Genomic DNA, 26,421 nt, shown 5'->3' with positions numbered 1-26,421 from the left:
GCGCCAGGCTCCAGGCCCGGCGCCAGACTCCAAACCCGGCCTAGGCCGGAGCCAGCGCCGAATTCAGGGCGGTCCGGATCCGTTTCTCCGAAACGGTCCGGGCCGTTCCCAGTTCCTGCGCGAAGAAGCTGATCCGCAGCTCCTCAATCAGCCAGCGGACCTCCGCGAGTTCCGGGGGAGTGCCGCGGCCCGGCGCGAGTGCCGCCACGGCGTCGTCGTACTCGTCCTCGAGGCGGTGGATCACGGCCATGGAGAGGCCGTCCCGCTGCACGTTGCCCGGAAGCTTCTCCAGCCGCCGTTCAATACCGGCCAGGTAGCGGGGCAGATGCATCAGCTGCGCATATCCGGTGCGGGCCACGAAACCGGGGTACACCAGGGCATCCAGCTGCGCCCTGATGTCATTCAGGGCACTGATCAAGGCCAGCGAGGTAGTGCCCTTGAGCGCCTTGGTGATCCGCCGGGTGCTGGCCAGGATCTTCTCCACGATCGCCGTGACGGTGAAGACGGTGTCGATCAGTTCGGCGCGGACTGTTTCATACAGGGCGTCGAACTCGGCACGCGTCCACGGAAGCTTCTCCGGCGTGAGCTTGTCCACCGCGGCCAGGGTGCAGTCCTCGATCAGCGCGGCCACACTCCCGTGCGGATTCTGGCTGAAGGTCAGCTTTTCGGTGTTGCTCAGGTGCTCCAGCACATACTTGGCCGGGCTGGGCACGCGCAGCACCAGCAGCCGGATGACGCCGGCACGCATGGCGGCCTGCTGCTCGCCGGCGCTCTGGAAGATCCGCACGCCTGCGGTGCTGCCCTCGTCCACCAGCGCCGGGTAGCCGGTCACGGTGTGGCCGGCCACGAGCCGCTGGACCTGCTTCTCCAAGGTGCCGATGCTCCACTCGGTCAGGCCGGTCTGCTCGGCCACGGAGGAACCGGTGTCGGTGCCGCCGCCCGTGCCGTTGGCTGAACCGTTCCCGGTGCCGGCCCTGCCCTTGCCGTTGGGGCCCTTGGGGCCGCGCGGCTGGACGGTGGACGGCGTGGCGCCGAGGGATTCGGCAATGGCGCGGCGCGTGGCCGGGGCCAGGGACTCCTGCAGTGCCGCCAGGTCCTTGCCCTCGTCCAGGATGCGCCCGGCGGAATCCACCACGGTGAACGTCATCCGCAGGTGGCCCGGCACGGCATCCCAGTTCCAGGAACCCGGGGGAATGATGGATCCCTTCAACCGGCGCAGCACCAGTTCCAGGGACGGTTCCAGCTCGTCCGACGCCGGGTCGAAATCCGCAGCCAGGGCAGCGGCAGCCGAGCGGGCGACGTCGGGCGCCGGGACAAAATTCTTCCGCACCGCCTTGGGCAGGGACTTGATCAGGGCCGTAATGAGCTCGGCGCGCAGGCCCGGGATCTGCCAGGCAAACGGTCCGGGGGCGAGCTGGTTCAGGAACAATACGGGCACCTCTACGGTGACGCCGTCGTTGGCCGAGGGCACGCCGGGGGTGAATTCGTAGGTGAGCGGGAGTTCGAAGGACCCGTAGAAGAAGGACTTCGGGAAGTCGTTCTCGTCGAGTCCCTCGGCATCGTCAGTGCGCAGGGCGTCCGGGTCGAAGTCCAGCAGGGACGGGTTTTCGTGCCGGGCGTGCTTCCACCACTTGTCGAAGTGCCGCTCGGAGACGACGTCGGCGCCCACCCGCTCGTCGTAGAACTCGAAGAGGGTCTCGTCATCCACGCGCAGACCGCGGCGTCGGACCCGGTTCTCCAGCTCCTCCACCTCGGCCAGCAGTGCCTGGTTGCGGTGGAAGAACTTGTGGTGCGTACGCCAGTCGCCCTCGACCAGGGCATGGCGGATGAACATTTCGCGGGAGAGCACCGGGTCGATGCGGCCGTAGTTGATGCTGCGCTGCGGAACCACGGGTACGCCGTAGAGGGTGACCTTCTCGTAGGCCATCACGGCTCCGCGGCTCTTGGACCAGTGCGGTTCGCTGTAGCTGCGCTTGACCAGGTGAGGGGCCACTTCCTCGGCCCACAGGGGATCGAACTTTGCCGCCACCCGCGCCCACAGGCGCGAGGTTTCCACAAGTTCGGCGGCCATCACCCAGTCCGGGGACTTCTTGAACAACGCGGAGCCCGGGAAGACCGCGAACCGGGTACCGCGGGCACCGGCGTATTCGCGCTTGCGCTGGTCGTAGAGGCCGATGTGGCTGAGCAGGCCGGCCAGCAGGGACATGTGGATTTCCCGGTACTTGCCGACCGGATCCACCGGCTCCGGGGCGAGCGTGATCCCCAGCGGCTTGGCCAGCTGGCGCAGCTGGGCAAAAAGGTCCTGCCATTCACGGATGCGCAGGAAGTTCAGGAACTCGTTCTTGCACAGGCGGCGGAAGGCCGAGGAGGAGAGCTCCTTCTGCTTTTCCTCCACATAGCGCCACAGGTTCAGGAAGCCGGTGAAGTCCGAGTTCTCGTCCACGAACCGCTTGTGCATTTCGGCGGCCTTCTGTGCCCGGGCGGGATCATCCTTGGAGGGACGCTCACGGGGATCCTGGATGGTCAGGGCTGCAGTGAGCACCATGACCTCCTTGGTGCAGCCGCGGTTGCCCGCTTCGACGATCATCCGGCCCAGCCGGGGATCCACCGGAAGCTGCGACAGCTTGCGGCCTACGTCGGTGATGCCGCCCTGGGGGTGCAGGGCCCCGAGTTCGCGCAGCAGCACGGCGCCGTCGTTGATTGCCTTGGAATCCGGCGGCTGGACGAACGGGAAATCGGCAACGTCCTTGGGCCCCTTGGCCACGCCCATGGCGGCCATCTGCAGGATCACGGCGGCGAGGTTGGTGCGCAGGATTTCGGGATCCGTGAATTCGGGCCGGGACTCGAAGTCCTCCTGCGAATACAGCCGGATGGCGATGCCGTCGGAAACGCGTCCGCAGCGGCCTGAACGCTGGTTGGCCGAGGCCTGGGAGATCCGCTCGATCGGAAGCCGCTGGACCTTGGTGCGGTGGGAATAGCGCGAGATGCGCGCCGTGCCGGTGTCGATGACGTATTTGATGCCCGGGACGGTCAGGGAGGTCTCGGCGACGTTGGTGGCGAGGATGATCCGCCGGTTGCGGCCGGGGGAGAAGACCTTGTGCTGTTCGGCAAGGGAGAGCCGGGCGAAGAGCGGCAGGATCTCGGTGTTGGCCAGCCGGGGATTGCGGGAGACGGAGGAACGCAGCGCGTCTGCGGCGTCACGGATTTCCCGTTCGCCCGAGAAGAACACAAGGACGTCGCCGGGTGCCTCGCGGGAGAGCTCGTCGACGGCGTCACAGACGGCGTCCACCGGGTCCCGGTCTTCTTCCAGCTCGTCGTCCATGCCGTCTTCATCGCTGCCACCGTCCGCGGGCTGGTTCAGCGGGCGGTAGCGGATCTCCACCGGGAAGGTCCGGCCGGACACCTCGATGATGGGTGCCGGGGTGCCGTTGAGCGCGAAATGCTCGGCGAACCGCTGCGGATCGATGGTGGCCGAGGTAATGATGACCTTCAGGTCAGGACGCTGGGGCAGCAGCCGGCGCAGATACCCGAGAATGAAGTCGATGTTCAGGCTGCGCTCGTGGGCCTCATCGATGATGATGGTGCTGTACTTCTTCAGCTTCGGATCATGCCGGATTTCGGCCAGCAGGATGCCGTCGGTCATCAGCTTGACCTTGGTTTTCCGGCCGGTCTCACCGGTGAAGCGGACCTGGAAGCCCACCTCCTCGCCGAGCTCGACGTCGAGCTCGGAGGCGATCCGCTCGGCGACGGTCCGCGCGGCAAGGCGCCGCGGCTGGGTGTGCCCGATCAGGCCGTTCTCGGCCAGACCCAGTTCCAGGCACATCTTCGGAATCTGCGTGGTTTTTCCGGACCCGGTTTCGCCCGCGATGACGGTGACCTGGTTGGCGGCAATCGCTGCCATGATGTCTTCGCGGCGCTCGGAAACGGGCAGCTGTTCGGGATAGGAAATTGTCAGTGCCATGATTGCCACCAGTCTAGTGGCTTGGCCGGACGGTCTTTCCGGATTCCGCCGTGGGCGGGATTTCGACGGCGCGCTGCAGCAGGGAAACGGCGCGGCGGGCCCGCTCGCGCATCTCCGGCGGGTCGATGATCTCGAAGGGCACGCCCCACGCGGTCAGGTTGATCAGGGGCAGGTCCAGGGAATCCCAGCCGCCACGCACGATGGTGTGCCCGGGACCGTCCGCTTCGAGGCTGGCCACATCCGGCGGCACCCGTTCGGCGACCGCCGCCAGCGGCGCGGCCAGCCGTACCACTACTGAGTAGCGGTAGGGGTTGCGGGTAATCGATTCCTGGACGTAGGCGGCGAGGTCCCGGGCCGGCAGGGGCCGGGGCGTGAACCGCTCGCGCGGGGCGGGGGTGCTGGTGCAGCGGTCCACCCGGAAGGTCCGCCAGTCAGCGCGGTCCAGGTCCCAGGCGACGGCGTACCAGCGCCTGCCGGTGCCGACCAGCCGGTAGGGCTCCACGATCCGGCGCCCGGAGCCGCCGTCGGCCGCGGTGTAACGGAAGCTCAGTATCCGGTGCTCGGTGATGCCGCCGGAAAAGGCGGTCAGGATCTCCGGGTCGACGCCGCCCGTCGGCCCTGCCAGTGTGGAGACTGACTGGCGCAGGGCCGAGAACTTGGGGCGGAGCCGCCCGGGCAGGACTTGTTCGAGCTTCGCCAGCGCCCGGACAGAGGCTTCACCGATTCCGGTCACCGGTCCCGTGGCCACCGCGGCAAGGCCGAGCGCGACGGCGAGGGCCTCGTCGTCGTCGAGCAGCAGCGGCGGAAGCTGCGCTCCGGCACCGAGCTGGTAACCGCCGGCAATGCCCGGGGACGCCGAGATGGGATAGCCGAGCGTGCGCAGCTTGCCGATGTCCCGGCGCACCGTGCGTTCGGTGATGGACAACCGTTCCGCGAGCGCTGCACCGGTCCACTCGCGCCGCAGCTGCAGCAGCGAAAGCAGCTGCAGCAGCCGTGCGGAAGTCTCCAACATGGAATCAAAACTACGCGCCAATGCGGTCGAAAGCTGTCCTGATTGGAAAACTGATTGCCCAGTATCAGCAGCAGTCCCCAGGGCTAGCCGGGTCAGTACACGGTGCCGTCCCAGGACCGGCGGGACGGGACGCTGGGGAGGCGGCCGTAACCGTCATTGGACAACGCACGGACGGTAGCGCGGAGGACGAGGGCGAACGCGATAGCGGCGGCGAGGATCAGAAGCACGATAACCATGACTCCATGCTGGCGCCCTATCCGCCGGAGAATAAGTGGCAGGAATGCCCATTACCGTAGAAATCCTGCCACCGGAGGAGCACACTTACGGCATGCTCCAATCAGTAGCGGTAATAGTGCTGGACGGCGTCGCGCCGTTCGAGTTCGGCGTGATGGTCGAGGTGTTCGGCATCGACCGTTCCCAGCGGGGCGGGGGAGTTCCCGCATTCGATTTCCGGCTGTGCACTCCGGACCCGGGCCCCGTGTCCACCAAGGCCGGGTTCAGCATCACGGTGGACTCCGGGCTTGAGGCAGCGGCGGATGCGGACCTCGTGGTGATGGCTCCTGCAGGGGACTACGAGGCGGAGACCGATCCACGGGTACTGGACGTGCTGCGCAGTGCCCATCAGCGGGGTGCCTGGGTGATGAGCATCTGTACGGGCGCCTTCCGCCTCGCCGAAGCCGGGTTGCTGGACGGCCGCCGGGCCACCACGCACTGGATGTACTCGGCGGAGATGGCTGCCCGCTACCCGGCCGTCCGGGTGGATGCGGATGTGCTGTACGTCCGGGACGGGAACATCATCACCAGCGCCGGAACCGCTGCCGGCATTGATGCGGCGTTGCATCTGGTCCGGATTGAATGCGGGGCAAAGATTGCCGCTGCCATCGCCCGTGACATGGTGGTGCCTCCCCACCGGGACGGGGGACAGGCGCAGTACATTGACCGGGCGGTGCCTAACGGTTCATGCGAAACCCTTGAGTCGGTACTGGAATGGATCGGCGAACACCTCGCGCAGGAGCACAGCGTCAAGGACCTGGCATCCCGGGCCGCCATGTCGCCGCGGACCTTCGCACGCCGTTTTCGGGCCGAAACCGGGACAACTCCGGGCGCCTGGATCAACGCACAGCGGGTGCTTTACGCGCAGGAACTGCTGGAGGATACGGATCTCAGCATTGACGAGGTGGCACGGGCCTCCGGCTTCGGCCAGCCCGAACTGCTGCGTCACCACTTCCACCGGAATGTAGGAGCCAGCCCGGCCGCCTACCGTCGGACCTTCCGCGGTGTGGCTGCGCCGCAGCAGCGCTGAGGCTCGCCTGGCGGCCCGGCCTGGGGTGCGCGTTGAGTGCCGAGATTACAGATAACGGGGGTTTGGGCGCCGGATAAGCCCGTTAGGTGTACACCGGGTGGCGGGTGGGCCTGGGGTGCGCGCCGAGAGTACAGATAACGGGGTTTTGGGCTCGGCATACGCCCGTCAGGTGTACACCGGGTGGCCCGGCCCGGCCCGGGGTGCGCGCCGCACGGAATCCCTGGGCACGCCTCCCGTTGCGCCCGTACCGTCCGGTCGGTACCCTCGGCAAAAGAGACGCAGCACACACTCAGTGGGCTGCCGCCACCGGCAGGAGAGACATGACAGAGGCACCAGCACCCTTGGACCAGCGCACCGCCGTCGTCACCGGAGCAGGACGCGGGATCGGCGCCGCAGTTGCCATGCGGCTCGCAGCGGACGGACACCGCGTCGCCGTCCTTGACCTGCGGGAGGAGGACACGGCCGCGACCGTGGAGGCCATCAACAACTCCGGCGGCAAGGCCGTGGGTGTAGGCGCCAACGTCGCCGATGCCGCCGCCGTCGAGCAGGCGGTGGGCCGCATCGCCGGGGAGCTGGGAGCGCCCACCATCCTGGTCAACAACGCCGGCATCCTCCGGGACAACCTGCTGTTCAAGATGACGGATACGGACTGGGACGCCGTGATGGGAGTGCACCTGCGCGGAGCGTTCCTCATGAGCCGGGCGGTGCAGGCGCACCAGGTGCAGCAAAAATGGGGGCGCATCATCAACCTCTCGAGCACCTCCGCCCTCGGCAACCGCGGCCAGGCGAATTACGCCGCGGCCAAGGCAGGCATCCAGGGCTTCACCAAGACACTGGCCATCGAACTGGGCCGTTACAACGTCACGGTCAACGCGATTGCCCCCGGCTTCATCCAGACAGACATGACACGGGCGACGGCGGAACGCGTGGGAGTGCCGTTCGAAGACTTCGTGGCGCACGCGGCGAAGGAGATCCCCGTGGGGCGGGCCGGGACCCCGGCGGACATCGCTGCGGCGGCGTCCTTCTTTGCCCGCGAGGAGGCCTCGTTCGTTTCCGGACAGGTGCTCTACGTAGCCGGCGGACCGAAGGCCTAGCGGTGGCGCATTTCGGTTCCGTGCAGGAACTCGAGGAAGCAGTGGGGCGCCAGGAGACCAGCGAATGGGTCCTCATCGACCAGGAGCGGGTGAACCTGTTCGCCAAGGCCACTGATGACCACCAGTGGATCCATGTGGATCCTGAACGGGCTGCCGAGGGGCCCTTCGGCAGCACCATTGCGCACGGCTATCTGAGCCTGGCCCTGCTGCCGGCGCTCGCCTCCGGCCGGTTCCGCGTGGACGGCATGGTGATGGGTGTGAACTACGGCCTGGACCGCGTGCGCTTCCCGCACCCGGTGCCGGTGGGCAGCCGTGTCCGTGCACGCTCGGAGATCGCCTCGGTGGAGACCGTGGCGCAGGGCGTGCGGGTCAAACTCCTGGTCAGCATCGAGATTGAGGGCGTGGACAAACCTGCCTGCGTCGCGGAGTCGATTTCGCTCTACGTGCTGGGGTAGCGGAGCCTGCGGTACTGCAACAGACAGGAGGGCCCGTCCGATTGGACGGGCCCTCCTGTTGATTGGGCTGGTTGCGTGCCGGTGGCCGGCGCTGCCCCTACTCAGGCAGGCCGTCTGCCGGCATCGCAGGCCGTTCTTCGGTGTATTCCTCCACCTCGTCACCTGTTACCACGAACGGGGTTCCGAAGTAGGACTGCACGCCGTTGTCCACCCGGGTCAGCATCGCTCCGGTGTACCCCTGGTGGCTGTCTTCGCCGAAGCCCAGCGGTGCGTGGCCGTTGCCGGTGACGTTGCCGGATTCGAGTGCTTCGAGCAGGGATTCCCGGGTCGGGTTCTCCCCGGCTTCCTTGAGTGCCTCGACGAAGAGGTAGCCGATGGACATTCCGAAAATGGTGTTGCCGTCAAACGGTGCCCCGGCGTTGTATTCCTCGTTGATCTCCTGAAATTTTGCCGTCCATTCGTCCTCGGTGTCCGAGTAGCCCGGGAGGTAGTTGGCGCTGACGAAGCCCTGCAGCAACTTGTTCGTGTTCTCGCCCAGATAGCCGGACAGGGTGTTGAAATCCCCGCCGGCCGAGGAAGCCATCCACTGCGGGAAGTAGCCGAGTTTGGCCGCCGTCCCCACAGCCTGGGCACTGAAGCCGTTGATGGTGGCCAGGAAGTTCACTTCGCAGCCGGCTTCCTTCATGGCACTGATCTGCGCCGCGACATCGGTATTGGCCGTGGAATAGACCTGGGCGTCGGTCAGGCCGTCCTCTCCGAGCACCGCTTCAAGCCCCGCTTGGAATTCCTCGCCGAAGTCATCATCCTGGCCGAAGAAGCAGTAGGTCTTGTCGGGGAACTCTTCCTGCGCATAGGTGGCGAGGATCCGTGACTCGGTGGGATAGTCCACCATGAAGCCGTAGGTATACGGGTAGTCCTCGGGCTGGTTCCAGGTGGGGCTGCCGGAAGCCACGAAGAGATCCGGCACCTCGTTGTCGTTCACGAAATCCAGGACAGCGCTGTGCGGCGGTGTGCCGAGACCGCCGACCAGGGCGAAGACCTCGTCCTGGAGCACCATCTCGCGTACCGCCGTCTGGGTGTTGGCGGGGTTGTAGCCGTCATCCTTCACGATGTACTCAATGGTGCGGCCGTTGACTCCGCCGTTATCGTTCACGTAATCGAAGTATGCCTTCGTGGCCGGCGAAATCGTGGAGTAGCCGGCCGCTGCCGGTCCGGTGAGCGGCTGGTGGGTGCCGACGGTGACGGTGGTCTCGGTGATCCCGGGAACATCTTCGGCGGCTGCCTCGCCTCCTTCGTCCGGTGAAGCGCATGAGGCCAGGCCGAGGGCAGCGGCGGCAAGGACGGCGGTACCCAGTCGGAGCTTGGAACGGATCATCATTGACCTTTCGGGGTTGCCGGTAGCTGCTCTGGCTCGTGCCGGGCGGATAACCGGGTTGGTGTACTGGATGATGGTGATGGTGCGGGTTTGGGGGACTGCGGCGGGACGGAAACGGAACGGGCCTGACCCAGCCGGCGGCCGGCCCGGACCAGCAGGCCCTGGATGCCCTGCGGCGCAAGCAGCACCACAAGGACCAGGACCAGTCCGAAGATGGCAACCGCAAGGTTCCCGTCCAGCCGCTGGGCCAGGTCCGTGGACAGTTCGAGCCGGGAAGTGGCCGTGCTGATCAGATGCGGCAGGGCAACCAGGAGCACGGCACCCCATACTGCTCCGGTCAGGGAACCGATGCCGCCGACCACGGCGGCCATAAGCAGGAAGAGGGAGAACACCAGTGAGTAGGCCCCTGGACCGGCACTCTGCGTGGTGTAGGCCAGCAGGCCGCCGCCCATCCCTGCCGCGGCGGAGCTGATGACGAAGGCCGTGACTTTGGTGCGGGCCGGGTTGATGCCGGCGAGCGCCGCCGCCACTGGGTTGTCCCGCACGGCCCGCAGATGCCGGCCGAAGCGTCCGTGCAGCAGGTTCGCCAGCAGGGTCAGGACCAGGACGGAGCAGACGACGGCGAGCCACGCCTGCCACGCCTCATTGGACACAATGCCGCGCAGCGCCGTCGGGCGTTTTTCCACGGTGATCCACAACCCCTGGTCGCCGCCGAGCACCGAGGAAAACGTGCTGGTGACCGCGGGAAGGGCCACCACCAGCGCCATGGTGAAGCCGGCCAGATAGGGGCCGTGAAGCCGCCCGGCAGCGAGTCCGATCACCAGGCCGAGGACGGCTGCACCGATGACAGCTGCAGCCAGCGGCACCAGGAGCAGCAGCGGGCCCTCCATGCCGGCGTCGGCCATCGTATTGGCAGTCAGTGCGTAGCTGTAGGCTCCGGCAGCCATGAGGGCCGCCTGCCCAAGGGACAGCTGGCCGCCGGCGCCCGTCAGCAGGGTCAGCCCGGCGATGCCGCACAGGTAGGCGCAGGCAGTGGCGAGCTGGTACGAGGAGAACGACGGAATGACAAACGTCAGTCCGATCAGCAGGACCATTGCGGCCCCGGCAAAGCCATACCTCTTGGTGACGCTCATACCGTTCGCTCCTTGGTCATGGAGAAGATTCCGCCGGGGCGGACCAGCAGCACGGCCAGCAGCAGGAGCAGGATGGCGATGGGGGCCAGGGTGGCGCCCCCGTAGCCGCTGACCCAGCTCAGCAGCACCCCCACGGCCAGTCCGCCCAGAACGGCACCGGCGGGGGAGTCCAGTCCGCCGATGACGGCAACGGTGAACGCATAAACGAAGACCGTGTCCGCGGCATGCGGATTGAGTCCCAGCTCGGTGGGGATGACCAACAGGGCGGCGAGCGCGCCCAGGGCGGAGGACATGGCCCAGCCCAGGGTGAGCATCCGCGAGGTCCGCACGCCGAGGAGCCGGGCCAGGTCCGGGGCGAAGGCGGAGGCCCGCAGCCGCAGTCCCAGAGGCGTCTTGGTGAACAGCAGGACCAGTCCGCCTACCAAAAGGGCTATGCAGGCAAAAACGAAGAGGTCATAGGAGGAGAAGACGGTAATGCCGAAGATCTCCACCGGGTTTGAGCTGAACGGCGTAACCATGGTCCGGTAGCTGTTCCCGAACACCATGCCCAGGATGGCCTGGATCAGCATCAGCAGGCCCAGCCCGGCAATGACCGGGTTCAGGGCGGAACTGTTGCCCACGAAGCGCATGACGCCGCGCTCCACCAGGGCTCCGATGAGGAAACCCGCTACGAGGGCAGCGGCGAGTCCCGCCCAGTAGCTTCCGGTGAGGGCAGTGACCGTGAAGGCGATGTAGGTTGCCGCCACCGCCATGGCGCCCTGCGCAAAGTTCACGATCCGGGCTGCACGCCAGATCAGCACCAGGGAGAGCGCGAAGGCAGCGAGTACTGCGCCGCGGGCGAGGCCGTCAAAGGTGAGGAAAAGAAATCTGTCCATTAGAACCCCAGGTAGGTGTGGCGGAGATCGGTGTCTTCGGCCAGCTCGGCTGCCGGCCGTGAGGCGACAATCCGGCCGAGGTTGAGTACTACCCCGTGGTCCGCGACCGCGAGCGCGCTCCGGACGTTCTGCTCGATCAGCAGTACGGTCAGGCCGGTGTCGTCGCGGAGGCGGCGCAGCATACCCAGGATCTGTGCGGTCACCTTGGGGGCCAGTCCCAGGGACGGCTCGTCCAGCAGGAGGAGCGACGGTGCGGCCATCAGGGCCCGCCCCAGCGCAAGCATCTGGCGCTCGCCGCCGGAGAGCTGGTGTCCGGCAGCCTTCCGGCGTCGGGCAAGGGGCTCGAAGAGTTCGTACATCCCGGTGAGCACCTCATCCGCTGCCTTACGGTCCTTCCGCCACAGCCCGCCCAGGCGCAGGTTTTCATCCACCGTCAGTTCGGTGATAACGCCGCGGCCTTCGGGGACCAGTGCGACGCCGTTGCGCACCATGTCCTCGACCGGTACGCGGGTCAGGTCCTTGCCGTCCTTGATGCGGATACTGCCGGCCGAGGGCCGCAGCTGGCCGGTGATGGTCCGCAGGAGGGTGGTCTTGCCGGCGCCGTTGGCCCCCACGACGGTGGTGATGGAGCCTTCCGGTACGGAAAGGTCGATTCCGTGCAGTACCCGGACGGCGCCGTAACCTGCGCTGACGCCTTCCAATACCAGTGCGGCGGTCATGCCACCTCAACTCCCAGGTAGGCATCTGCGACGGCGGGATCGGCACCGATTTCGGCCGGTGTTCCTTCGGCGATCAGGCGGCCGAAGTCCAGTACGGCGATGCGGTCGCAGACCTCCATAACCAGGTCCACGTGGTGTTCCACGAGCACCACCGAACAGCCGTCGCCGGGCACGGTGCGGATGATGGAGGCCAGTTCCTCAATATCGTCGTGGCTGAGCCCGCCGGCAGGTTCATCCAGCAGCAGCAGCCTCGGTCCGCTTACCAGTGCGCGGGCCAGGGCCACCTTTTTGCGGATGCCGTAGGGGAGGGTGTCGGGCAGGGACGCAGCGTACCCGCCGATGCCGAGGGCCTCCAGCGCTTCCATCGACCGCTCCGCGAGCCGGGCTTCTCGGCGGACGGAGCCGGGCAGGGCCAGGAGATCGAGCCCCCGGCCCGAGCCGGCAGCCAAACCTGCCGTGACATTCTGCAGTGCGGTCAGTCCGGGGAACAGGCCGAGCCCCTGCAGGGTGCGTGCTACCCCGGAGCGGGTCAGGCCGTGCGGACGAGGGGTAAAGCCTTGTCCATCCAGCTCCAGGCTGCCCTCCGTGGGCGGGAACACCCCGCAGATCACGTTGAACAGGGTGGTCTTTCCTGCTCCGTTTGGACCCATCACCCCCACGATCCTGCCTGCGGGGATGTCCAGGGACACCGAGTCCAGCGCCGTGAGGCCGCCGAACCGGACGGTGATGCCGTCCAGGCGGAGACGCGGCAGTTCCGACCGGTCGGTATGTTGCTCCTGCATGAGTACTCCATCGTCTCTGCTCTTACCTTGCGTGATGCTGTCTCGAAGGTGGTGCGGGAGGTGCGGTGGTGCTGTATCGAGGAGGTGCCGTGGTGCGGTGCTGCGGTGCTGCGGTGCTGCGGTGCTGCGGTGCTGATCAGGTGCGGTAAATCGCTTACTTTGCCTGCAGTCCGGCCAGGTAAAGATCGGTCAGTTGCGCGGCCGCCTGTTCGCGGCTGATGGATCCTCCGGGGGAGTACCAGTACGAGAGATAGTGCGGGTCGGAGAAGAAGTTGGCAGCCAGCACCGGAATCGGAATATCGGTGCGGAAGACGCCGTCGGACTGGCCGCGGACCAGGAGGGCGGTGAACGCCTCGTTGTATTCGCGTCGCCTCCGCTTCACTTCCTCCTGGCGGTCCTCGCTGAGCATGTGCTGCGAGCGGAAGAACACGGATCCTTCACGGATCCAGTCGATGGACGTCATGATCACGTCCTCGCAGACCAGGCGCATGGTTTCAACTGCCGGCAGCCCCCGCCCGATGATCTCGGTCAGGTGCTCGCGCTGGAGGGTCAGGATGCGGTCATAGATGTCAAAGAGCAGGTCGTCTTTGGAATTGAAGTAGTGATAAAGCGCGCCCTTTGTCACCCCGGCCGCGTCAACGATCTGCTGCACGCTCGTTTTTGCGTAGCCGTGCCGCGCGAAAAGCTCCACGGAGGTCCGTGCGAGCTCTTCTTTGATGTTCAGGGTCTTCATGCGGGGTGGTGTCCGGGTTTCTCGTGATGCGGACCGGCGGCAGGAACCGACCGGTTGGTATGTGCGAACACCATAACCCCGATGGGGGAGGCCCGCGCAAGGGTTTGGCGGAAAGAATTCCGGCGGACGGTCGTGTCACCGCCTTCAGCCCGGGAGTGAAGCGTGCCGTGCGTCCTCGGTGATTCCCCTAAAGTCATGCGCATGACTCCTTACGCGCACCCGCCCATTCCGTTTGAGCCTGCTGCCCGGGACTTCCCCGGCTGGACCATGCCGCCGTCCGTGCCGCAGGGCATGCGGATGGAGTTGAGCAGGGCACGGCTGCTGGATTCCCGCGAGTCCTCGTTCGACGACTGGATGACGATGCTCCACGAGCGCTACGACGAATGCCTGGCCACCCTGGGCCGGGAACTCATGGCACTGGAGGCCACGTTCCTGAACCAGGAGGCGGACGGGTCCTGGTGGATGTACCACTTCCAACTGATGGGAAATGACAGCCCCGGGCTCGTACCCGACAATCCCTTGGACCAGGCGCACCTGGAGTACGGGAAAAAGACCAAGCATCCCGGGTGGGAGGAGCTTCAGCCGCGGTTCTTCCTTTGCCCGCCGGCGGTGCGTGCCGCCGTCGAGGATGCCGGTTCTGCTGGGGCCTCGGGGGCCTCCGGGGCCTAGGGGCTAGCCAGACTGCCGGGGACTCCGCGGGCTGGGGCGCTGCCGGCGCTGCCGGGGACTCCGGGCGCTGGGGCGCTGCCGGGGACTAGGCGCAGGCGCAAAAACAAGAAGAACCCCGCAGCCGGGGGCTGCGGGGTTCTTCTTTTATGTCTCAATGTGCCCTCGATAGGATTCGAACCTACGGCCTGTTGCTCCGGAGGCAACCGCTCTATCCCCTGAGCTACGAGGGCAAGGACTCCGGTAAACCGGCAGGTCCTGTGGGACTCAAGAAGCTTAGCAGGTTTCAGCCGGGCGGGGAAAACCTGCTGCTACTGCGGATGGGCCGGGCGCCGGACTCGTTTCCGGTGTCGTTCCCGAAGGCTTTAATCGCGTCGGCTGAAAACCGGCCATGCTGGTTTGTTTGTGCGGGTAGGTAGTGGCCTTCGAAAGACGGGTATTTCCGGTCTTCGGGAGCGCCGTTTGGGGGCCGTTTTCGGGCCGGAAATGTCAGTGCCGGATGAAATCCTGAGGCATGGATCAGCTCGGAAATACAGAACCGATAACTGAAGAGCAGAGCGGTGAGAACCAGCGGCCGGAAGGGCAGGCCGGTGCCGAGGAGGCGCCCTGCTCTCCCGTCACTCTGGCGGTCTACCGGGCGGAACTTGCTGTCGAGCCTGCCGGCCCTGCCGGGGCCGCTGCCTCGGGTACCCCTGCCGGGGCCGCTGCCCCGGGTACACCTACTTCTGCTGCCACTCCCGAGAACGACGCCGAGGCTGACGCGCGGCCAGCCGGCAATCCTGTTCCTGATGCCGGGGCTGGCCTTCCCGAGCCAACCGATTCCGGAACTCCCGCCCCAGAATCAGGGGCTCCCGCCACCCCCGATTCCGGAGCTGATAGTTCTGCCTCCTACCCGGACGGATTCACCGGGACGTTGGCGCTGCAGAACCTTGAAGCCTTTGACGAGCACATGGTCGGTGAAGCCCTGTCCCGGATGGCGCATTTGATGTCCTGGGTGCAGGCACTGGAGGCCCGTTTGATGGTCCGGATGCAGGAGATCTTCCGGGACAGCTTCCACGCCGCTTCGGGGCGGCTCGAGCCCGGGATGGCGTTCAGCCTGGCAGCGTCAGAATGTGCAGCCATTCTGAACATTCCGCAGGTCACCGCCCAGCGCATGATGAGCGAGGCGCTCAACCTGTGCAGCACCCATACCGCCACCCTGACCGCCTTGGAAGAAGGACAGCTGAGTTACCAGCACGCGCAGGTGGTCCTGGACCAGTGCCAAAACGTGCCAGCGGGTGCACTACCGGAATTTGAGGGTGACCTGCTGGCAGCAGCACCCGGTCAGACCCGGGCCCAGTTCTCCTGCAAGGCCCGGCGGCTGCGCGAAAGGAAGTTTCCGGACACTGTCAGCAAAAGGCATTTGAGTGCATTTGAGCAGCGGCGGGTGACGCTCGAGCACGAGGAGGACGGCATGTCCTGCCTGTCGGCCCATCTGCGAGCTGCGGAAGCCCAGCAGATTTACAGCGCTCTCAGCACTGCGGCCCGAGGCGAGCAGGCAGGAGGGGATTCAAGGACCACGGACCAGCTCCGTGCGGATATTCTGGCGCAGCTGCTGATGGGCGGCAATCGGGGACTTTTCGCGACGGGAGGGGGTCAACGCGGCCCCGGGCGCACCGGCGAGGCCGGAAACAACAGCAGGGCCGTGCATACCGGCGGCGACACTGACAGAACCAGACAGAACGAGGGAAACCTCGGTTTTGACGGCGGCCCGGAGAACGACGGCGGACTGGAAGGCTACCCCGATATGGAGGCCAGAGCGGACGCGGGATCAGGACCGGACGAGGGAATCGTCCCGCGGGCGGAAATCATGGTGCTGATCAACGCCGAAACCCTCTTCGGTGCCGACGACCAGCCCGCCGAACTGCACGGCTACGGCCCCATCAGCGCCGAAGCCGCCCGCAGGCTGGCCCGCAACGCCGTCGGTTGGACCGGACTGGTCCAGAACCCGCAAACAGGTGAAATCCTCGGGGTAGGACGGCGTCGAAAAGTCCCGGCCGGGCTCCGCCGATGGCTCCGGGCCCGGGACGGGACCTGCAGGTTCCCCGGCTGCCGGGTCAGCACCGCGAACGCGGACATTGACCACACCATCGATTGGGCAAAAGGAGGCCCCACCGACCACGGAAACCTGGAACACCTCTGCCGGCGGCACCACCGGTTCAAGACGCTCGGTTACTGGAAAGCGTGCCAGCCCGAAACCGGGGTTCTTGAGTGGACGTCGCCGACCGGACGTGTCTATCGCACAGAACCGTTTTTGGAATTCGACTCACCGGACACGGCACCTGATCCGCGGCAGGACCATGCGCGAACGGACCCTGAGCAGACGGAACCGGAACAGGTGCCGCCGTTCTGAGCGGCCCGCCCAGGAGGACCGCTGTCGCAACCCCGGCAGCAGGTCCGCGGGTACAAGCCTGGACTCGCGCCTAGAGCAGCCGACCATCTAGCGGCCTGCATCTAGCGGGCCTGCGGCCTTTCCCCGTGCTCTTTATGGAGTCTCAGAGCTGGAACACCTTGTTGCTCTGCAGGCTATGCCGCCGGGTAAACACTTGGAGATTGTCAGACGGATGGGCCGCGGGGACAACACTTCCAGCGGCCTTGCGTGCTTAGTACCCCAGGAACGGGTCGGTGCGGACCCGCCTGCCGCCGGCACTCCGAACGGCCTTGCGGGCAGCAGCAACCGCCTGGGGCGAGCCGGAAACGTAAACAGCACGGCCACTGAGGTCAGCAACCTCCGCACGCAGGACCGCAGCATCGGGGAGCCCCGGACCCAACCAGGTCCAGCCCGGGATCCCCGGATCCGACGGCGTGCAGACCAGAACCCGAACCCCCAGTTCCTGCAGTTCCCCGGCATAGGCAAGCTCTTCATCGGAGGACGCCGCGTAGACCAGCACAATGTCCCGGTCCTCGCCGCGGACCTGCCGCAGCTGGCTGATGAAAGGAGTGATACCGATACCGGAAGCGATCATGAGCACCGGTTTCCGCGCATCCCGAGGCAACAGGAAGTCCCCGGCAACGGCAGTGGCCGCCACCTCCGCTCCGGGGCGCATCTTCAGCAGAGCGGTCTTGAAGGTACTCCCTGGTTCGGCCACGCGCAGCCCGACCGCCACCGTGCCGGGGTCCGAGGGTGCAGTGGTGATACTGAAAATACGCCGAGATCCCCGGGAGTCCGGCTCAAAATGCGGCACGGCAAGCTCCACGTACTGGCCGGCACGGAAGCGGACGGGACGTGTCGGCTCGAACACCAGCTCACGGGCCGTAGGGGTCAGTTCCCGGGTTTCGCGCAGCCGCAGCCGGACAGCTCCGCGCTGGCCCATCGCGAACGCCAGGGCGTTCCCGATCAGCAGCGCCAGCTCCGGAGACATCATCACCGGACCCAGGGACAGCGGCACGGCAAAAAGAACGCCGACGACGACGGCCTCCGCCAGGCGCTGGGAGCGCAACGGAGGCAGGGTCAGCGGTTCGGTAAGCATAAAGCCGGCCAGGAACACCAGAGGATAGCTTCCGACGATGGTGGCCAGGGCGTAGGAGACGGATTCGCCGCCGGCAAGGAAGCGGGCCAGGACAACAACGGCAGCAGTAAGGGCGAAAACCCCGGCCATCGGCAGCAGGCGGTTCCGGTACAGCACCAGGGCGGCGGCAGGAAGGACAACGATCAGCATGCCCGGAGTCGCCACCCACCAGACAGCACCGCCCAGCCCGGTCACTGCGACCACAAACGCCCCCGCGGCAGCCGGGTTGAAGATGTGCCGCCGCCGGAACACCAGGAGATATTTGGAAGCCGTCGCCACTGCTCCGGCCAGGGCCACACAACCCAGCTGCGCACCGTCGGTACTGGGCCAGAAGAGGAAAAACAGAAGCAGGCCGGTGATCAGAGAGGAGTCGGTCTGCGGGCGGGTGCGAAGCAGCAGCCCGGCCACGCGGCTGGTGATGAGGGTGGAGGCCACCGCCGTTACCGCCGTCGCTCCCAGCTCTGCCGGTGTGTAGAACAGCACCCCGGCGAAGGAAAGGACAAAGGACCAGGCAGCAATTGCCAGCAGCACCCAGACCGTGAACCGGTACATGGTCCAACGCCCCAGGAAGGTGTTCAGCGTACGGGGAGCGGCGGGGGCGGAAATGCTCATGGGAATAGGACTCCAGCCATTGCAGGGGAATAGTCGGCCCGGCCGTCGGTGAACATCCGGACATAGTCAAAGGCGAACGCACCGGCCAGCTCCTGCGGCTCGGCAAAGAACAGGGCAGTGGCCAGGCCGTCGGCCGTCATCGCGTCCGACGCCAGCACCCATGTGGCCGCCACAGTGTCCACCGGGGATCCGGTGCGGGCGTCGAGCACGTGGTGCAGTCCGTCGCCCCACTGCCGGCGGTTGACAGCCGAGGCGCACAATGCACGGTCCGAGAGGGTCAGCACCCCGATGGCCCGCTTCGTGTCATACGGGTGCTCCAACGCAACCCGCAGGGGAGCGGCGCCGGCATGGCGCAGGTCCGACCCGGCGTCCACCACGTACTCCCGGTGGCCTGCGGTTTCCAGGACCTCGCTGACCAGGTCCACCAGCTGGCCCTTTCCGGCAGCACCGATATCGAAGGTCACTTCAGCGGCAGTGGTCAGTACGGTTCCCCGGTCGTCGGTGGTCCAGGACACCGTATCCGTCCACGCCGCTGCGGGCGCGGGCGGTCCGGAGGGTAGGAAGCTGTACCCGGCGTCGTACCCCAACACCTCAAGCGAGCGCCCCACCAGCGGATTCACTGCACCACGGGTGATCTGCTGCAGCGAATCGAAAAGCCGCAGCAGCGGCGCAGCCGAAGCGGGCAGGACAAAGCTGCCTGCCGCTTCGGCCATACGCGCAACCGTGGAATCGGAGCGGAAGCGCGAATAGGTCCTGTCGTAGCTCTCCACTGCGTCCGCGACCGCAGTCCGGGTGACGGGATCCAGGGGTGCGGCAGTGGACAGGGACCACTGCGTACCGATCGCCTCGAACCCCAGGGTGTGCACGGGTGCTGTCCTAGGAGGCGGCTTCGGACCGGATGGCGTCCAGGGCGCGGTTGAAGCCCTCACTGGTCAGCGAGGATCCGGCCACCTTGTCCACATCGAGTTCGTCCAGGCTCTTACCGACCACCTGCTCCTTGACGCCGGCGGTGAACTCACGCTGGTACTGCTTGGAGGTCGGGTTCTTCTGCGAGGTCTCCACCTCCAGCTCCGTCACCACGCTGCCCTCGAGCCGCAGCGTGACATCGACGTCCTCGGAAGTGCCCGACGGCGGGATGTAGCTTCCGGTGCCCGAGTACTCTCCGTCGGTGTAGCTTCCGGAACCTGCTGCAGCGTCGGGGGAAGACGCGGGGGCGGAAGCGGGGGCGGAAGCCGGGGAAGACGCAGCGGACTCAGCAGGGGACTCAGCCGGGGCCTGGCCGGCGTCGACGGTTTCCTCGCCTGCGGCACAGCCGGCGGCAGACAGCAGGGACAGGCCGGCGGCGGCACAGAGCAGGGACTTGCTCGCTCGGTTCACGGTTCTCCTTGGAGTGGGGGCGCTTCGGTCCGGGACACGCACACGCGCGGAAACCGGTCCTTCGGTTCAACGGTTCCCTTTCATTACATCGCATCATTGGTGCCGATGCCGGATCCGCACAGGGTAAGGCCTGTCATACAAAACAGGACCCGTGCTGCACCCGGCTATGCTTAACCGGTGACTCCTGAAGAACTTTCCTCCGCCGTAACTGCCTGCCTCCAAGACGCCATCGATGCCGGTGACTTCAGCATCGAGCTGCCCGGGGAGGTGCGCGTGGAGCGCCCGAAGAACCGGGACCACGGTGACTGGGCCACCAACATCGCCCTGCAGCTGTCCAAGCAGGCCGGCATGAATCCCCGCCAGTTCGCCGAGATCCTCAAGGGCCGGCTGGAAAAGATCACCGGCGTGGCCAAGGTCGACATTGCCGGCCCCGGCTTCCTGAACATCACCCTCGACGCCGGTGCGGCAGGCGAACTGGCCAAGGCCATCGTCGAGGCCGGACCCGCCTACGGCACCTCGGAAATCCTCAAGGGCACCCGGATCAACCTGGAGTTCGTCTCCGCCAACCCCACCGGACCCATCCACCTGGGCGGCACCCGCTGGGCCGCCGTCGGCGATGCCCTGGCCCGGGTCTTCCAGTCCCAGGGCGCGGAGGTCACCCGCGAGTACTACTTCAATGACCACGGCGCGCAGATCGACCGCTTCGCCCGCTCCCTGCTCGCCTCGGCCAAGGGCGAACCCGCCCCGGAAGACGGTTACGCCGGCGAGTACATCGAGGACATTGCCAACCGCGTGCTGGCCGCAGAGCCGAACATCACCGAGCTGCCCGACGCCGAGGCGCAGGAACGTTTCCGCGCCGTGGGCGTGGACTTCATGTTCGGCGACATCAAGGAATCCCTGCACAACTTCGGCGTGGACTTCGATGTGTTCTTCCACGAGGATTCGCTGCACGAAAACGGCCAGGTCGCCAAGCTGCTGGAGCAGCTCAAGGGCTCCGAGAACCTGTACGAGAAGGACGGCGCCTGGTGGCTGAACTCCACCGCGTTCGGCGACGACAAGGACCGCGTGGTCATCAAGTCGGACGGCAACGCCGCCTACATTGCCGGCGACATTGCCTACATCCACAACAAGCGCGAGCGCGGCTTCGACCTGAATGTCTACATGCTGGGCGCAGACCACCACGGCTACGTGGCACGCCTGAAGGCCGCCGCAGCAGCCCTGGGCCACGACCCGGAGTGCGTCGAGGTGCTCATCGGCCAGATGGTGAACCTGGTGAAGGACGGCAAGCCCGTACGTATGTCCAAGCGCGCCGGCACCGTGGTCACCCTTGAGGACCTGGTTGACGCCGTAGGCGTGGACGCTGCCCGCTACACGCTGGCCCGATTCTCCGCCGATTCCAACATCGACGTTGACCTGGACCTGCTGACCAAGCGCAGCAACGAGAACCCGGTGTTCTACGTCCAGTACGCCCACGCCCGCACCCATGCCCTGGCCCGCAACGCCGAGGCCGCCGGCGTCGACGATTCCGCCTTTGACGCGTCGCTGCTGAGCCACCCCACCGAGAGTGCCCTGCTGGCAGCACTGGGCCAGTACCCCGGCGTCGTTGCGCAGGCCAGCGCCTTCCGCGAACCGCACCGCGTGGCCCGCCACCTCGAGGTCATCGCAGGCACTTACCACCGCTGGTACGACGCCTGCCGCATTGCACCCCAGGGTGACGAGGAAATCACCGACACCAACCGCACCCGCCTGTGGCTGAACCTTGCCGCACGCCAGGTCCTGGCCAACGGCTTGGGCCTCTTGGGAGTCTCCGCACCCGAACGGATGTAATTCATGACTGCTTCACCCCTGGCTCCTGCATGGCTGAGCCATCCCGAAGACTCCAACGCCCTGCGCCCGCAGATGTGGGCGCAGGACGTGGTGCGCGGTGACGGCGGCGAGCTGGAAATCTCCGGCATCCCCGTTTCCCGGATCGCCGAGGAATTCGGCACTCCCGTGTTCGTGATGTCGGAAGCGGATTTCCGCGCCCGTGCCCGGGACTTCAAGGACTCCTTCGACGCTGCGTTCGCGGGGCTCTGCGGGGGAGTGGATGTCTACTACGCCGGCAAATCCTTCCTCTGCACCGAAGTGGCCCGCTGGGTCTCCTCCGAGGGGCTGCGCCTGGATACCTGCTCCGGAGGGGAGCTGGCCGTGGCCCGGCGCGCCGGGCTCCACGGCAGCCAGCTCGGACTACACGGCAACAACAAGTCCCTGGCCGAGCTGACCCGTGCCCTGGACATGGAGCTGGGCCGGATTGTGGTGGACAGCCTGGGCGAGCTGGAAATGCTCGGGAACCTGGCCGCCTCCCGCGGTGAGCGCGCCAACGTCATGCTGCGCCTGACCCCCGGCGTGCACGCCTCCACGCACGAGTTCATTGCCACCGCCCACGAGGACCAGAAGTTCGGCCTGTCCATGGTGGCCGACCCGGAGCTGGACGGGATGTCCCCGGCCATGGCCGCCGTGGAAACCGCACTCAAGCACGACGGCGTGAACCTGGTGGGCGTGCACTGCCACATCGGCTCGCAGATCTTCGAATCCGCCGGCTTCGAACTCGCTGCCCGCCGCCTGCTCGGTTTCCTGGCCGAGGTGAAGCAGGGCTACGGCGTCGAACTGGCCGAACTGGACCTGGGCGGCGGCTACGGCATCGCCTACACCGAGGCAGACGCCCCGCGTCCGCCGGCCGAGATCGCCAACGCGATGGCCGCCGTCGTCGGCAGCACCTGCACCGAGCTGGGACTGGCGGTTCCGCGGATCTCCATCGAGCCCGGCCGTGCCATCGTGGGACCGACCACCTTCACGCTCTACCGGGCAGGCACCACCAAGACGGTCCGGGTGGATACGCCCGACGGCGGCACCTCGCCGCGGCGGTACGTGAGCGTGGACGGCGGGATGAGCGACAACGCCCGGCCCGTGCTCTACGGTGCGGATTACTCCGCGGTCCTGGCCTCGCGGACCTCAAAAGATGACGCGGTTATTTCGCGCGTAGTTGGCAAACACTGCGAAAGCGGCGACATAGTGGTGAGGGACGCCTACCTGCCCGGTGACGTTGCCGCCGGCGACCTGCTGGCCGTTCCGGGAACCGGCGCGTACTGCTGGGTCCTGTCCAGCAACTACAACTACCTGACCCGGCCGCCCGTAGTGGCCGTGCGGGACGGCGCCGCGCGGCTGATTGTCCGCGGCGAGACCGAAGACGACCTGCTGGCCCGGGACGTTTCCTAATTCTTAGAGGAGTGGCACGACATATGAAAACCCTGAAAGTAGCCCTGCTGGGGTGCGGAAACGTGGGTTCGCAGGTTGCCCGGATCCTCATTGACGACGCCGCGGACCTCACCTCGCGCCTCGGCGCACGGCTGGAACTGACCGGCATCGCGGTACGCAACGTTGATGCGCCGCGGGACGTCGACCTGCCGGCGGAACTGTTCACCACTGACGCCGAGACCCTGGTCCGCGACGCGGACATTGTCATTGAGCTGATGGGCGGCATTGAGCCGGCACGCACCCTGATCCTGCACGCACTGGGTTCCGGCGCCGCCGTCGTGACCGGCAACAAGGCCCTGCTCGCCGCAGACGGCGCCGCCCTCTACGAGAAGGCCGACGCCGCCGGTGTCCAGCTCTCCTACGAGGCCGCCGTCGCCGGGGCCATCCCGATCCTCCGTCCTATCCGGGACAGCCTCTCCGGAGACCGGATCACCAAGGTCATGGGCATCGTCAACGGCACCACGAACTACATCCTCGATGCCATGGATTCCACCGGAGCCCAGTTTGCCGACGCCCTGGCCGAGGCCCAGCGGCTTGGCTACGCCGAGGCGGATCCCACCGCAGACGTCGAGGGGCACGACGCCGCCGCGAAGGGTGCCATCCTCGCCTCCCTGGCGTTCCACACCGGGTTCGACCTCTCCGCCGTTTCCTGCGAAGGCATCAGCTCGGTTACTGCGGAGGACATCAGCGCCGCCCGGGATGCCGGGTTCGTCATCAAGCTGCTCGCCATCGCCGAGAAGTTTACGGACACCGACGGCACCGAAGGCGTCAGCGTACGCGTGCACCCCACCCTGCTGCCCCGCCTGCATCCGCTGGCCGCCGTGCACGGCGCGTTTAACGCCGTGTTCGTCGAAGCGGAAAACGCCGGCGAGCTGATGTTCTACGGCCAGGGGGCCGGCGGTGCACCCACCGCGTCCGCGGTGATGGGCGACGTGGTCACCGCCGCCCGGCGGCTCGTCCTGGGCGGTCCGGTTCCCGCCGGCCGGCCGAGCGGTTCGCTGCCGGCCCTGCCGCTGGAAAAGGTCACCACCAGCTACTCGATCGGCCTGGAGGTGGCCGACCAGCCCGGCGTCCTGGCCGCCGTCGCCCGGGTGTTCTCCGAGCACGGCGTCTCCATCGAAACCATGCGGCAGACCATCCACGGTGAAGGCGCCAGCGCTGAGCTGCGCTTCGTTACGCACCGTGCTTCCGAGGCCGCCCTCGCGGCCACCGTCGAGGCCATCAAGGGCCTGGACGTCATCAAGAACGTCAAATCCGTCCTGCGGGTAGAAGGAGTCTGAGCCGTGGCTCACCAATGGCGCGGCGTTATCCGCGAATACGCCGACCGTCTTCCGGTCACCGAACACACCGAGGTCATTACCCTCGGTGAGGGCGGTACACCGCTGGTCCGCGCGAAGGCGCTGTCCGAGCTGACCGGCTCGGAGGTGTACCTGAAGGTCGAAGGCATGAACCCCACCGGTTCCTTCAAGGACCGCGGAATGACCATGGCCATGACCGCAGCCGTGGAATCCGGCGCCAAGGCAGTGGTGTGCGCGTCCACCGGCAACACCAGCGCCTCTGCGGCCGCCTACGCGACACAGGCGGGCATTACCTGCGCCGTCCTGGTGCCGGACGGCAAGATTTCCATGGGCAAGCTCAGCCAGGCAATTGCGCACGGCGCCCAGCTGCTCCAGGTCCGCGGCAACTTCGACAACTGCCTGGAGGTGGCCCGCAAGCTTGCCGAGGCCTACCCGGTGTTCCTGGTGAACTCCGTGAATCCGGCACGCATTGAGGGCCAGAAGACGGCGTCCTTCGAAGTGGTGGACTACCTCGGCGATGCCCCCGACTACCACCTGCTGCCCGTCGGCAATGCCGGAAACATCACCGCGTACTGGAAGGGCTACTCGGAATACGCGAAGCCCTGGACCAACGTGGCCGGCGAAGAACTGGCTCCGGTGGCCACCAAGACCCCGCATATGTGGGGCTTCCAGGCCGAAGGCGCATCGCCGCTGGTGAAGGGACACCCGGTCACCGATCCGGACACCATCGCCACCGCCATCCGCATCGGCAACCCTGCCTCCTGGGACCAGGCAATTGCCGCCCGCGACGAATCCGGCGGCCTGATCGAAGCCGTCACGGACACTGAAATCCTCGACGCGCACCGCTGGCTGTCCTCCCGCGAAGGCGTGTTCGTGGAACCGGCCTCCGCAGCCGGTGTGGCCGGGCTGCTCAAGAAGCACGCCGCCGGGGAAGTCCCCGCCGGCAAGACCATCGTCATTACGGTGACCGGCCACGGCCTGAAGGACCCGCAGTGGGCACTGCGCACTGCCGACGGTTCCGACGTCGAACCCACCAAGGTGGATTTCGACGTCGTGAGCGTGGCGGCAGCGCTGGGCCTGGAAGCGGCACAGCCCGCCGGATCCGGCAAGTAGGGCGGGAAAGCATGCAGGTGGATCTGCCAGGCGGGCAGCGATCGGGCTCCCGCACCGGTTCCCGCACCGTGGCGCCGGGGCAGGACGTGACCGTCTCCGTGCCCGCGACCAGCGCCAACCTCGGCCCGGGGTTCGACTCCCTTGGGCTTGCCCTCACGCTGTATGACACGGTGCGGGTGCGTACGTCCGCGGAGGAAGGCATCTTCGTCGAGGTCGCGGGCGAAGGCGCCGGCAACGTTCCCCTGGATTCCTCCCACCTGGTGGTCCGGACCCTGCTCTCCACACTGGCCGCTGCCGGGTACCGTGCCGAGGGGCTGCACCTGAGCGCGGAGAACGCCATTCCGCACGGCCGCGGGCTGGGCTCGTCGGCGTCGGCTATTGTCTCGGGCGTCCTCGCCGCGAATTCCCTGTTGCCGGCCGAGGCGCGGCTTGATGCCGCAGGCCTGCTGCATAGTTGCTCCGCACTCGAGGGCCACCCGGACAATGTGGCTCCCGCCCTCGTCGGCGACCTCGCCGTTTCCTGGGAGGACGACGGCGTCTTCCGCTCGGTGCGGGCCTCAGTCCATCCCGATGTGGTTCCCGTGGTGGCCATACCGGCCGTGGAACTCTCCACCGAGAGTGCCCGCGGCCTGCTGCCGGCCACCGTGGCACACCGGACGGCCGCGGCCAACGCGGGCCGTGCTGCACTGTTGATCCACGCCTTGACCGTGGATCCGTCACTGCTGCTCGAGGGAACCCAGGACGCGCTTCACCAGGATTTCCGTGCACCGGCGATGCTGCCGAGTGCGCGGCTGCTTCAGTCATTGCGCTCGGCGGGATTCGCCGCCGTGATTTCCGGTGCCGGTCCCACAGTAATGTGCCTTGCCTACGGCGAGGAGTCCGCCCTGGAAGCGGAGCAGGCCATGACCAAACATCTGCAGGCAGCGGAATGCGGCGAAAATTGGCGTGTTTTGCGGCTTGGCGTGGAGCGAGATGGTGCTAGAGTGGAAGGGCACCAGCGGTAATTTTCCGTCCTGTGCTCCCGTAGGTAGCCGTCCATTCCGGGCCGCCCCGGGCTTTCGTTGAAAACAC

22 protein-coding genes and 1 tRNA gene are annotated in these 26,421 nt (G+C 66.8%); 10 read left to right on the top strand and 13 right to left on the bottom strand.

What is annotated here, in order from left to right; genetic code table 11:
- Positions 1–40: 40 nt before the first annotated feature.
- From hrpA to LOC56_RS00585, 3 genes are all read right to left on the bottom strand, one after another.
- A complete protein-coding gene (hrpA, locus tag LOC56_RS00595; RefSeq protein ID WP_229949562.1) occupies positions 41–3,961 on the bottom strand; it encodes an ATP-dependent RNA helicase HrpA in 3,921 nt (1,306 codons plus the stop codon).
- A 13-nt stretch (positions 3,962–3,974) separates the two neighbouring features.
- Positions 3,975–4,973 carry a helix-turn-helix transcriptional regulator gene (locus tag LOC56_RS00590; protein ID WP_229949560.1) on the bottom strand — a complete coding sequence of 333 codons (999 nt, stop codon included), beginning with the start codon at positions 4,971–4,973 and terminating at the stop codon, positions 3,975–3,977.
- Between the two features lie 92 nt (positions 4,974–5,065).
- Positions 5,066–5,209: a hypothetical protein gene (locus LOC56_RS00585; protein ID WP_229949558.1), complete on the bottom strand. Its 144-nt coding sequence runs from the start codon at positions 5,207–5,209 to the stop codon at positions 5,066–5,068.
- Between the two features lie 92 nt (positions 5,210–5,301).
- On the opposite strand from LOC56_RS00585, the gene LOC56_RS00580 reads away from it, so the two are divergent.
- The 3 genes from LOC56_RS00580 to LOC56_RS00570 all read left to right on the top strand — a co-directional run bounded on the left by LOC56_RS00580 (position 5,302) and on the right by LOC56_RS00570 (position 7,825).
- On the top strand, positions 5,302–6,276 hold the full coding sequence (locus LOC56_RS00580) for a GlxA family transcriptional regulator (RefSeq protein WP_229949954.1): 975 nt from the start codon (positions 5,302–5,304) through the stop codon (positions 6,274–6,276).
- A 320-nt stretch (positions 6,277–6,596) separates the two neighbouring features.
- The gene (fabG, locus tag LOC56_RS00575; protein ID WP_229949556.1) at positions 6,597–7,370 is read left to right on the top strand and encodes a 3-oxoacyl-ACP reductase FabG; all 774 of its coding nucleotides are present in this window, start codon (positions 6,597–6,599) and stop codon (positions 7,368–7,370) included.
- A gap of 2 nt (positions 7,371–7,372) precedes the next feature.
- On the top strand, positions 7,373–7,825 hold the full coding sequence (locus tag LOC56_RS00570; RefSeq protein ID WP_229949554.1) for a MaoC family dehydratase: 453 nt from the start codon (positions 7,373–7,375) through the stop codon (positions 7,823–7,825).
- A 97-nt stretch (positions 7,826–7,922) separates the two neighbouring features.
- Here LOC56_RS00570 and LOC56_RS00565 read toward each other — a convergent pair whose 3' ends face one another.
- The 6 genes from LOC56_RS00565 to LOC56_RS00540 form a co-directional block, all read right to left on the bottom strand.
- A complete protein-coding gene (locus LOC56_RS00565; RefSeq protein WP_229949553.1) occupies positions 7,923–9,200 on the bottom strand; it encodes an ABC transporter substrate-binding protein in 1,278 nt (425 codons plus the stop codon).
- Positions 9,200–10,333, bottom strand: a complete 1,134-nt coding sequence (locus tag LOC56_RS00560) for a branched-chain amino acid ABC transporter permease (protein WP_229949551.1) — start codon at positions 10,331–10,333, stop codon at positions 9,200–9,202. Before LOC56_RS00560 ends, LOC56_RS00565 begins: the two co-directional genes overlap by 1 nt.
- A complete protein-coding gene (locus LOC56_RS00555; protein WP_229949550.1) occupies positions 10,330–11,208 on the bottom strand; it encodes a branched-chain amino acid ABC transporter permease in 879 nt (292 codons plus the stop codon). The genes LOC56_RS00560 and LOC56_RS00555 overlap by 4 nt, the downstream gene beginning before the upstream one ends.
- A complete protein-coding gene (locus LOC56_RS00550) occupies positions 11,208–11,927 on the bottom strand; it encodes an ABC transporter ATP-binding protein (RefSeq protein WP_229949548.1) in 720 nt (239 codons plus the stop codon). Before LOC56_RS00550 ends, LOC56_RS00555 begins: the two co-directional genes overlap by 1 nt.
- Positions 11,924–12,709, bottom strand: a complete 786-nt coding sequence (locus LOC56_RS00545; RefSeq protein WP_229949546.1) for an ABC transporter ATP-binding protein — start codon at positions 12,707–12,709, stop codon at positions 11,924–11,926. The genes LOC56_RS00550 and LOC56_RS00545 overlap by 4 nt, the downstream gene beginning before the upstream one ends.
- A gap of 154 nt (positions 12,710–12,863) precedes the next feature.
- Positions 12,864–13,442, bottom strand: a complete 579-nt coding sequence (locus LOC56_RS00540) for a TetR/AcrR family transcriptional regulator (protein ID WP_227918289.1) — start codon at positions 13,440–13,442, stop codon at positions 12,864–12,866.
- A gap of 201 nt (positions 13,443–13,643) precedes the next feature.
- Here LOC56_RS00540 and LOC56_RS00535 point away from each other — a divergent pair, with 201 nt between their 5' ends.
- Positions 13,644–14,111, top strand: coding sequence for a DUF6176 family protein (locus LOC56_RS00535; RefSeq protein ID WP_229949543.1), 468 nt, complete (start codon positions 13,644–13,646; stop codon positions 14,109–14,111).
- Positions 14,112–14,268: 157 nt separating this feature from the next.
- On the opposite strand, the gene LOC56_RS00530 is transcribed toward LOC56_RS00535, so the two are convergent.
- Positions 14,269–14,341 (bottom strand) — tRNA-Arg (locus tag LOC56_RS00530).
- A 281-nt stretch (positions 14,342–14,622) separates the two neighbouring features.
- Here LOC56_RS00530 and LOC56_RS00525 point away from each other — a divergent pair.
- Positions 14,623–16,500: an HNH endonuclease signature motif containing protein gene (locus LOC56_RS00525; protein WP_229949542.1), complete on the top strand. Its 1,878-nt coding sequence runs from the start codon at positions 14,623–14,625 to the stop codon at positions 16,498–16,500.
- Positions 16,501–16,750: 250 nt separating this feature from the next.
- Here the strand turns inward: LOC56_RS00525 and LOC56_RS00520 are convergent, their stop codons facing one another.
- From LOC56_RS00520 to LOC56_RS00510, 3 genes are read right to left on the bottom strand one after another with little or no spacing between them, the layout of a single operon-like run.
- Positions 16,751–18,268 (bottom strand): FAD-dependent oxidoreductase, encoded by a 1,518-nt coding sequence (locus tag LOC56_RS00520; RefSeq protein ID WP_229949540.1) that lies wholly within the window; start codon positions 18,266–18,268, stop codon positions 16,751–16,753.
- Positions 18,265–19,134: an FAD:protein FMN transferase gene (locus LOC56_RS00515; protein WP_229949538.1), complete on the bottom strand. Its 870-nt coding sequence runs from the start codon at positions 19,132–19,134 to the stop codon at positions 18,265–18,267. Before LOC56_RS00515 ends, LOC56_RS00520 begins: the two co-directional genes overlap by 4 nt.
- Before the next feature lie 10 nt (positions 19,135–19,144).
- The gene (locus LOC56_RS00510) at positions 19,145–19,645 is read right to left on the bottom strand and encodes an FMN-binding protein (protein ID WP_229949536.1); all 501 of its coding nucleotides are present in this window, start codon (positions 19,643–19,645) and stop codon (positions 19,145–19,147) included.
- Positions 19,646–19,822: 177 nt separating this feature from the next.
- Between LOC56_RS00510 and argS the strand changes: the two genes are divergently transcribed.
- The 5 genes from argS to thrB are packed head-to-tail and all read left to right on the top strand — an operon-like array spanning position 19,823 to position 26,354.
- Positions 19,823–21,472: an arginine--tRNA ligase gene (gene argS, locus LOC56_RS00505; protein WP_229949535.1), complete on the top strand. Its 1,650-nt coding sequence runs from the start codon at positions 19,823–19,825 to the stop codon at positions 21,470–21,472.
- A gap of 3 nt (positions 21,473–21,475) precedes the next feature.
- On the top strand, positions 21,476–22,900 hold the full coding sequence (lysA, locus tag LOC56_RS00500; RefSeq protein WP_229949534.1) for a diaminopimelate decarboxylase: 1,425 nt from the start codon (positions 21,476–21,478) through the stop codon (positions 22,898–22,900).
- A 23-nt stretch (positions 22,901–22,923) separates the two neighbouring features.
- Positions 22,924–24,219: a homoserine dehydrogenase gene (locus LOC56_RS00495; RefSeq protein WP_229949532.1), complete on the top strand. Its 1,296-nt coding sequence runs from the start codon at positions 22,924–22,926 to the stop codon at positions 24,217–24,219.
- Between the two features lie 3 nt (positions 24,220–24,222).
- Positions 24,223–25,350: a threonine synthase gene (thrC, locus tag LOC56_RS00490; RefSeq protein ID WP_229949530.1), complete on the top strand. Its 1,128-nt coding sequence runs from the start codon at positions 24,223–24,225 to the stop codon at positions 25,348–25,350.
- A gap of 11 nt (positions 25,351–25,361) precedes the next feature.
- Positions 25,362–26,354: a homoserine kinase gene (thrB, locus tag LOC56_RS00485; protein ID WP_442860033.1), complete on the top strand. Its 993-nt coding sequence runs from the start codon at positions 25,362–25,364 to the stop codon at positions 26,352–26,354.
- The last annotated feature ends 67 nt before the right edge of the window (positions 26,355–26,421 follow it).

Source organism: Arthrobacter sp. zg-Y179, from assembly GCF_020907345.1.
GTDB classification, from domain to species: domain Bacteria; phylum Actinomycetota; class Actinomycetes; order Actinomycetales; family Micrococcaceae; genus Arthrobacter_B; species Arthrobacter_B jinronghuae.
This window is presented reverse-complemented; position numbering and strand designations above follow the sequence as displayed.

Coding starts and splice junctions, on each gene's coding strand:
- hrpA (WP_229949562.1), bottom strand. CDS start 3,961: ATGGCACTGACAATTTCCTATCCCGAACAGCTGCCCGTTTCCGAGCGC.
- LOC56_RS00590 (WP_229949560.1), bottom strand. CDS start 4,973: ATGTTGGAGACTTCCGCACGGCTGCTGCAGCTGCTTTCGCTGCTGCAG.
- LOC56_RS00585 (WP_229949558.1), bottom strand. CDS start 5,209: ATGGTTATCGTGCTTCTGATCCTCGCCGCCGCTATCGCGTTCGCCCTC.
- LOC56_RS00580 (WP_229949954.1), top strand. CDS start 5,302: ATGCTCCAATCAGTAGCGGTAATAGTGCTGGACGGCGTCGCGCCGTTC.
- fabG (WP_229949556.1), top strand. CDS start 6,597: ATGACAGAGGCACCAGCACCCTTGGACCAGCGCACCGCCGTCGTCACC.
- LOC56_RS00565 (WP_229949553.1), bottom strand. CDS start 9,200: ATGATCCGTTCCAAGCTCCGACTGGGTACCGCCGTCCTTGCCGCCGCT.
- LOC56_RS00560 (WP_229949551.1), bottom strand. CDS start 10,333: ATGAGCGTCACCAAGAGGTATGGCTTTGCCGGGGCCGCAATGGTCCTG.
- LOC56_RS00555 (WP_229949550.1), bottom strand. CDS start 11,208: ATGGACAGATTTCTTTTCCTCACCTTTGACGGCCTCGCCCGCGGCGCA.
- LOC56_RS00550 (WP_229949548.1), bottom strand. CDS start 11,927: ATGACCGCCGCACTGGTATTGGAAGGCGTCAGCGCAGGTTACGGCGCC.
- LOC56_RS00545 (WP_229949546.1), bottom strand. CDS start 12,709: ATGCAGGAGCAACATACCGACCGGTCGGAACTGCCGCGTCTCCGCCTG.
- LOC56_RS00540 (WP_227918289.1), bottom strand. CDS start 13,442: ATGAAGACCCTGAACATCAAAGAAGAGCTCGCACGGACCTCCGTGGAG.
- LOC56_RS00535 (WP_229949543.1), top strand. CDS start 13,644: ATGACTCCTTACGCGCACCCGCCCATTCCGTTTGAGCCTGCTGCCCGG.
- LOC56_RS00525 (WP_229949542.1), top strand. CDS start 14,623: ATGGATCAGCTCGGAAATACAGAACCGATAACTGAAGAGCAGAGCGGT.
- LOC56_RS00520 (WP_229949540.1), bottom strand. CDS start 18,268: ATGAGCATTTCCGCCCCCGCCGCTCCCCGTACGCTGAACACCTTCCTG.
- lysA (WP_229949534.1), top strand. CDS start 21,476: ATGACTGCTTCACCCCTGGCTCCTGCATGGCTGAGCCATCCCGAAGAC.
- LOC56_RS00495 (WP_229949532.1), top strand. CDS start 22,924: ATGAAAACCCTGAAAGTAGCCCTGCTGGGGTGCGGAAACGTGGGTTCG.
- thrB (WP_442860033.1), top strand. CDS start 25,362: ATGCAGGTGGATCTGCCAGGCGGGCAGCGATCGGGCTCCCGCACCGGT.